Annotated in this window: 7 protein-coding genes; 2 read left to right on the top strand and 5 right to left on the bottom strand. The window is 72.2% G+C overall.

Annotation, left to right across the window (positions count from 1 at the left end; translation table 11 throughout):
• The 3 genes from OQF71_RS13360 to OQF71_RS13350 form a co-directional block, all read right to left on the bottom strand.
• A partial coding sequence (locus OQF71_RS13360; protein WP_280588253.1) for a DUF58 domain-containing protein occupies positions 1-859 on the bottom strand: 859 nt, incomplete at its 3' end.
• A 6-nt stretch (positions 860-865) separates the two neighbouring features.
• Positions 866-1855, bottom strand: coding sequence for an AAA family ATPase (locus tag OQF71_RS13355; RefSeq protein WP_280588252.1), 990 nt, complete (start codon positions 1853-1855; stop codon positions 866-868).
• A 243-nt stretch (positions 1856-2098) separates the two neighbouring features.
• The gene (locus tag OQF71_RS13350; RefSeq protein ID WP_280588251.1) at positions 2099-3469 is read right to left on the bottom strand and encodes a dihydroorotase; all 1371 of its coding nucleotides are present in this window, start codon (positions 3467-3469) and stop codon (positions 2099-2101) included.
• A gap of 105 nt (positions 3470-3574) precedes the next feature.
• Between OQF71_RS13350 and OQF71_RS13345 the strand changes: the two genes are divergently transcribed.
• Positions 3575-4087 (top strand): hypothetical protein, encoded by a 513-nt coding sequence (locus OQF71_RS13345; RefSeq protein WP_280588250.1) that lies wholly within the window; start codon positions 3575-3577, stop codon positions 4085-4087.
• A gap of 77 nt (positions 4088-4164) precedes the next feature.
• Complete coding sequence (gene serS, locus OQF71_RS13340) at positions 4165-5535, top strand: serine--tRNA ligase (RefSeq protein ID WP_280588249.1); 1371 nt, start codon at positions 4165-4167, stop codon at positions 5533-5535.
• 24 nt (positions 5536-5559) lie between these two features.
• On the opposite strand, the gene OQF71_RS13335 is transcribed toward serS, so the two are convergent.
• Together OQF71_RS13335 and endA are read right to left on the bottom strand one after the other, a co-directional pair.
• Positions 5560-6162: a hypothetical protein gene (locus OQF71_RS13335; RefSeq protein ID WP_280588248.1), complete on the bottom strand. Its 603-nt coding sequence runs from the start codon at positions 6160-6162 to the stop codon at positions 5560-5562.
• A gap of 56 nt (positions 6163-6218) precedes the next feature.
• A partial coding sequence (gene endA, locus OQF71_RS13330; RefSeq protein WP_280588247.1) for a tRNA-intron lyase occupies positions 6219-6720 on the bottom strand: 502 nt, incomplete at its 5' end.

Raw genomic sequence — 6720 nt, 5'->3', positions numbered from 1 at the left:
AGACCTCGCCTCCCGGGAGCGTCAGGTCGACCGGCACGCCGTCGTCCAGCAGCGCGAGCGCGAGGCTGGCGGCCGCGCTCGCGAGCGCGTCGGCGGGATCTCGGTCGTCCGGGCTCTCCCGGCCGCCGGCGCGCTTCCGACTGTCTCCGGTCTCGCCGACGATCGCCACGCGGCCGCGCTCCGTCTCCGCGGCGAACGCCTTCACCACGATCTCGTCGTGCTTCGCGGTCGCCGCCCAGTGGACGTCGCGGAGGGGATCCCCGCGTGCGTACTCCCGAAGCCGGTCGAACTCCTCGCGCTGCTGGCTCGCGCCCACGGCGTTGTCGGCGTACAGCGCGCGCCGGAACCACGCCGGGATATCGCGGCGGACCGGGTACGCGAGGGTCGCGTCGAACGCCTCGACGACCGCCCGCCGCTCGAAGAGCCCGAACACGTCGCTCGCGGTCACCGTGACGGGACCGAATCGGCGCTCGCCCCGGCGCAGGTACCGGACGCGATACGTCCCCGCGGCGTCGCCGACGGAGGTGCGGATCGGCTCATCTGGTCCCGCCAGCCCGCCGTCGAGCGCGTCGTCGACGTCGGCGACGTACGTCGGCGACAGCTCCCCGTTCGACCCGCGACCGCTGAACACGAGTGCGACCTCGCCGCCCTCGCCGACGAACCCCTCGGGCGGGAGGGTCCGCCTGACCGCCGGCTCGTCGATCCGGACGAGCTGGACGTACCCCGCCGCGAGCGCGACTGCGCTCGGGAGGACGACCGCCTCCAGCGCCCGCCCGCCGGCCGCCAGCGCCATGCCCGCGCCGACCGCGCAGACCCCGAGGACGACGCGGCCTCGGCGGGTGAGGGTTGGCGACGACACGGCGGATCACTCCACGCTCGTCCGGTCCAGCGCGTCCTCGACCACGTCCGCGCCGTCGGTCCCGGAGCCGGAGCGGACGCGGTGCGCGAACACGGTCGGCGCCTCGGCCTGGACGTCGTCGGGGATCACGTAGCCGCGGCCGTCGAGCGCGGCCCGGGCCTGCGCCGCCCGGAGCAGCGCGAGGCTCCCCCGGGGACTGACGCCGAGCCGGGCGTTCCGCCGCGTGTACGTCGCCAGCCGCGCGACGTACTCCCGGACCGGCTCGGTCGCGTCGATCTCGCCGACCGCCGACCGGGCGCGCCTGACCTCCTCGATCGACGCGACCGGCTCGACGGCGTCGACCGGGTGATCGCCCGCCATCCGGCCGAGGATCTCGGCCTCCTCCTCGGTGGTGGGGTAGCCGAGCCGGATCTTCTTCGTGAATCGGTCGATCTCTGCGACCGGGAGCTCGTACGTCTGCCCGGGCTCCACGTCGTTCTGGGTGGCGATCACGCAGAACGGGTCCGGGAGCGCCCGCGTCTCGCCGTCGGTCGTCACCTGCCTCTCCTCCATCGCCTCCAGCAGGGCCGACTGCGTCTTCGGCGGCGCCCGGTTGATCTCGTCGCCGAGGACGACGTTGGCGAACACCGGTCCGGGCTGGAACTCGAACTCGTCCGTGCGCTGGTTGAACACGTTGACGCCGGTGACGTCGGCCGGGAGGAGGTCCGGAGTGAACTGGACGCGTTTGAACGAGCCGTCGATCGAGCGCGACACCGCCTTCGCGAGCGTCGTCTTCCCGACGCCCGGCACGTCCTCCACGAGGAGGTGCCCGCGGGCGAGGACCGTGACCACGACGTGCTCGACCGCCGCCCGCTTCCCGACGATCACCGCCTCGACGTTGTCGACGACGCGCTCCGCGAGCGCGGCGACCTCGTCGAGCGCCATCGGGGAACGCTCCGCTCCACCCGTTCCGTCGGGGTCGACCCCCGACGGGCCGGTCTCCGCCGCGTCAGTCATGTCGAGGTCCGTCCCGCGGCGCCCCGATCGGGTCGTCCGTTCCGACCCGTCGGTACGCCGGTCCTGCTATCGCCTCCCGTGCCAGGGCTACCCACGACCATCGGTATGGCCCCGCTTAGGATAGCAACGGCATATGCGTTCCGCCGAGCGGCACCGGCCGTACACGCCCGGTTCCGGTCGGTGCGGCGCCCGTTCGGACCGCGATCTCTCGGACGACAACCGTCCGGACGACGGCTGATCGAACTACGGCTCTCGGACGTTCCGACCGGCCGGCTCGCCGAACGACTCCGCGCCCGTCACGGGGTCGCGCTCGTAGACGACCTCGCCGCGGACGAGCGTCAGCTCCGGGAAGACGCCCTGCAACCCCTCGAACGGCGTCCAGCCGCAGGCGCTGTGAAGCGCTCCCGCCTCGATCTCGCGCGGGTTCGTCAGGTCGACGAGGACGAGGTCGGCGTCGGCGCCCTCGGCGACCCGCCCCTTCGCGTCCATCCCGAAGATCGACGCGGGGTTGGCGGCGGCGACGTCGCGGACGCGCTCCAGCGTGAGCTCGCCCTTGCGCACGGACTCCAAGAGGAGCGGGTACAGCGTCTCCACGCCCGGCACGCCGCTCGGCGCGTCCGCGAGCCCCCGCCGCTTCTCGTCCGCGGTGTGGGGCGCGTGGTCGGTGGCGACGACGTCGACGTCGCCGTCGCGGAGCCGCTCGAACACCGCGGCGCGGCGCTCCTCGGAGCGGAGCGGTGGGTTCATCCGGCCGAACGTGCCGAGCCGGCCGGCGTTCTCGCGCGAGAGGAACAGGTGGTGCGGGGTGACCTCGCAGGTGGGCGGAGCGGCGCCCGCCGTCGCGTTCCCGTCCTCGCCCGTCTCTGACTCCCGCGCCGCGACGACCGCGTCGATCCCCTCGGGCGTCGACGTGTGCGCGATATGCACCTGCGCGTCGCTCTCGGCGGCGGCGCCGAGGGCGCGCTCGACCGCGGCGACCTCCGCCTCGGCGGTTCTGTAGGCGGACCACGCGTCGGCTGTCGCCGCGGTGCCGACGCCGCCGAGGTCGCCCTCGAGCGCGCCCTCGTCGAACAGGGTCTCGTCCTCCGCGTGGACCGTGACGGGGACGTCGCGGGCGGCGGCCTCCGCGAGCGCGTCCTCGAACAGGTCCACGGCGATCCCCATGTCGCCGGTCGAGTCCGCGAGGAACACCTCCCCGAGCGCGAACAGGGGGCGCTCGAACAGGCTCTCGGGGTCCCAGTCCGCGGTGACGCCGCCGTTGATCCCGTAGTCGACGAGCGACTCTGCGGCGAGTTCGGCCTTCTCGTCGAAGGCGTCGCCGTCGACCGTCGGCGGCGAGGTGTTCGGCTGGTCGACGACCGCGGTCACGCCGCCGGCGGCCGCGCTCCGCGAGCCGGAGGTCCACGTCTCCTTGTGGCTCCCGCCCGGCTCGCGGAAGTGGACGTGCACGTCGACGGCGCCGGGCAGGAGGTGGCGGCCGCGGGCGTCGACGACGCCCTCGCCCGCGTCCGGGTCGAGCCCCGCGTTCGTCGGTTCGACCGCGTCGATGGTCCCGTCTCGGATCCGAACGTCGCGGACTCGCCCGTCGGCCAGCTCCGCGCCCGTGATGAGCATGCGTACGCGCTCGCGGCGCGGTATGTAAATCGTGGCGATCCTCGCCACCACGACTCGCTCCCGCGCCACCACAAAGCGTTTGACACGTCCGACGAGTGGCGGCGTATGGTCGTCCCCTCCGCCGTCTCCGTCGCCGGCGCTCCCGCGGTCGTCGGTTCGGCGGTCGGCTGGCTCTGGCTGCTCGCACTGTTCGTCCTCCCCGGGCTCGTCGCCGCCGTCTGCTGGACGCCGTTCCTGCTCTCGGCGCGGTTCCGGGCGCTGTTCGTCGCGCTCCCGCCGGCGGGGCGGCTCGTACCCTCCTACGTCGGCGTCGCGCTCGGCCTCTCGGTCCCGTACCTCGTCGGCGTCGTCCTGACGGTCTGGCTCGTCGACTCGGCCGGCCCCGGCTGGAGCGAGGGGTTCCTCGACACGGCGCTGTTCGGCGGGGTCCTCGTGGGGTTCGTCGCCCCGGCGGTCGCCGCGGACGGGCTCCCGTCGCTCGGCGTGGACTGGGACCCGACCGGGTACGGCGCCTCCACGTGGGCCCTCCTCGTCGCCGCCGGACTGTGGTACGCGGTCGTCGCCGCGGTGCCGCTGGCCGCGCTCGCGATCGGGATGGCCCTCCCGGGCGGGTACTGACGCCGCTCCGATTTCCCGTGCCAACCGATGCCGACGCTCCGATACGGTTTTGGGTCGCCCCGCGGAACTCCCGACAAATGCTGTCTCGACAGTTCGTCCGGGAGAACCCCGAAGTCGTCCGCGAGGCGCTCGACAACAAGGGCGTCGACGTGGACTTCGACCGGATACTCGACGTCGACGAGGAGTGGCGGGAGCTGAAACAGCGCGGCGACGACCTGCGCCACGAGCGCAACGAGGTATCCTCGACGATCGGCGAACTCAAACAGGCGGGCGAGGAGGCGGAAGCCCAGGAAGCGATCGAGCGCTCGCAGGAGATCAAGGCCGAACTGCAAGGCATCGAGGAGCGCGCCGACGAGCTGGAGGCCGAACTGGAGGCGTCGCTGCTCGAACTCCCCCAGATCCCGCAGGACTCCGTCCCCGTCGGCGCCGACGAGTCGGAGAACGTCGAGCGGCGCCGCGAGGGGTTCGACGACCTCCGGGAGGTCCCCGACGACGTGGAGCCCCACTACGATCTGGGCGAGGAGCTCGAGATACTCGACTTCGAGCGCGGCGCGAAGGTCGCTGGCGGCGGCTTCTACGTCGCGAAGGGCGACGGCGCCCGGCTGGAGCACGCGCTGATCCAGTTCATGCTCGACGTGCACCGCGAGCAGGGGTACGAGGACGTGTTCCCGCCGATCCCGGTCAACTCCGCGTCGATGCGCGGCACCGGCCAGCTCCCGAAGTTCACCGAGGACGCCTACCGCGTCGAGGGGACGAACGAGGACGAGTACGACGACGACGACCTCTGGCTGCTCCCGACCGCGGAGGTGCCCGTCACGAACCTCCACCGCGACGAGATCTTACTCGGCGAGGACCTCCCACTGAAGTACCAGGCGTACACGCCGAACTTCCGACAGGAGGCGGGCGAGCACGGCACCGAGACGCGCGGGATCGTCCGCGTCCACCAGTTCAACAAGGTGGAGATGGTGAACTTCGTCCGGCCCGAGGAGAGCGGCGAGCGCTTCGAGGGGCTCGTCGACGAGGCCGAGGAGGTGCTTCGCCGCCTCGAACTCCCCTACCGCATCCTCGAGATGTGTACCGGCGACCTCGGGTTCACGCAGGCGAAGAAGTACGATATCGAGGTGTGGGCGCCCGCCGACGACATGGACGAGGGTCCCGATCGGGGGGGCCGCTGGCTGGAGGTCTCCTCCGTCTCGAACTTCGAGGACTTCCAGGCTCGCCGCGCCGGGATCCGCTACCGCGAGGAGCACCACGAGTCCGCCGACTACCTCCACACGCTGAACGGCTCGGGGCTCGCGGTCCCGCGGATCGTCGTCGCGATCCTGGAGTACTACCAGAACGACGACGGCACCGTCACCGTCCCCGAGGCGCTGCGCCCGTACATGGGCGGCACCGAGGTCATCGAGGGCCACGACGCGGTCGGCGAGTCGAAGCTGGGCGGGGAGTGAGCGAGCGGCGCGGCGCGACCGGCGCTACTGGTTCTCCAACGCGTCGAGGACGCAGGCGGCCGCGATCACGGCCTCCTTCGGCACGTCGCTCGCGTCGTCGATGGTGACCGTGTAGCTGTCGCGCATCGAGAACTGCCCCTCGATGTCGCCGACGTGGCCGCCGTCGGCGTCGAATATCTCGTACTTGTTCGGTATCAGGTTCGCCGCGCCGACGAGGTGCCGGAGCGCCGACAGCAGCTTGTTCTTCGATTTGATCGTCGCCAGCGTCTCGCCCGTGTCCGGGTCGCGGATCGTCCAGTTCTCGACGAAGATGGAGTAGTCCTCGTCTAAGACGACGACCTCCTCGCCGGTGCCCGCGTCGATGATCGCGTAGTTGCCCGCGACGTCCATGATGCCGCCCGCCTTCACCGAGAACGCGTCCTCGCCGTCCCCGGTGACGAACGGGAACTCCTCTTTCAGCTTGAACAGCTTCTGTTTCCCGCGGAGGACGACGTTGCCGGCGCTGTCGCGGACGGCGTACTTGTTCCGGACCAGCGACTGTTTGACCTCGTATCGGTCGTCGCTGAGGTCGACGGTGGAGATGTCGTACTCGCTCGGCTCCGCGTCGGACGTGGAGGGAAACGGCATGGGCGCGACGACGGCGAGCGGTCAAAAAAAGGCTTCCGTTCGGCTCGATCCGCGGCTCAGGGCGTCAGCCGCCCGATCGAGAGCCACTCCACGTCGGCGTCGCGGGCCGCGTCGCTCTCGGCTGTCCCGTCGCCTCCGCCGTCCCCGCCTTCCACCGCCGTCAGCGCGAACACCATCTCCTTGCGGACGCCGCCCGCGAGCCGCACGTCGAGCGAGAGCTCGCGCGGCGAGAAGCTGTGGTCGGCGTCGACGACGCGCACCAGGTGCTCGGAGTGCGGCAGGTCCTCGACCGTCTCCACGTCGAGGTACGTCCGGAAGTCGGCGCCGAACTTGAAGCCGGTCTTCGGGACGGCGTCGGCCGCGCGGAGGCGCCGGTAGACCGCGAGCCGGCGGTCGAAGCGCTCGCCCTCGACGTCGCGGCCGCGGGCGACGACCGCGGCGGCGGGGCCGTCGGCCGTCGTCGCGCCCGCGGCGCCCTCGTCGGGGGCCTCGCCCGCCGTCCCGACCGACGCCGACAGCGAGAGGGCGCCGTCGGCCGCGAGCGACGCGGCCGCGGCG

Source organism: Halorubrum sp. Boch-26, from assembly GCF_029889805.1.
In the GTDB taxonomy this organism is placed as follows: domain Archaea; phylum Halobacteriota; class Halobacteria; order Halobacteriales; family Haloferacaceae; genus Halorubrum.
This window is presented reverse-complemented; position numbering and strand designations above follow the sequence as displayed.

What these genes read in the sequence shown, in the direction of transcription:
- serS (WP_280588249.1), top strand. Translation starts at nt 4,165, where the DNA reads ATGCTGTCTCGACAGTTCGTCCGGGAGAACCCCGAAGTCGTCCGCGAG.
- OQF71_RS13355 (WP_280588252.1), bottom strand. Translation starts at nt 1,855, where the DNA reads ATGACTGACGCGGCGGAGACCGGCCCGTCGGGGGTCGACCCCGACGGA.
- OQF71_RS13335 (WP_280588248.1), bottom strand. Translation starts at nt 6,162, where the DNA reads ATGCCGTTTCCCTCCACGTCCGACGCGGAGCCGAGCGAGTACGACATC.
- OQF71_RS13350 (WP_280588251.1), bottom strand. Translation starts at nt 3,469, where the DNA reads ATGCTCATCACGGGCGCGGAGCTGGCCGACGGGCGAGTCCGCGACGTT.
- OQF71_RS13345 (WP_280588250.1), top strand. Translation starts at nt 3,575, where the DNA reads ATGGTCGTCCCCTCCGCCGTCTCCGTCGCCGGCGCTCCCGCGGTCGTC.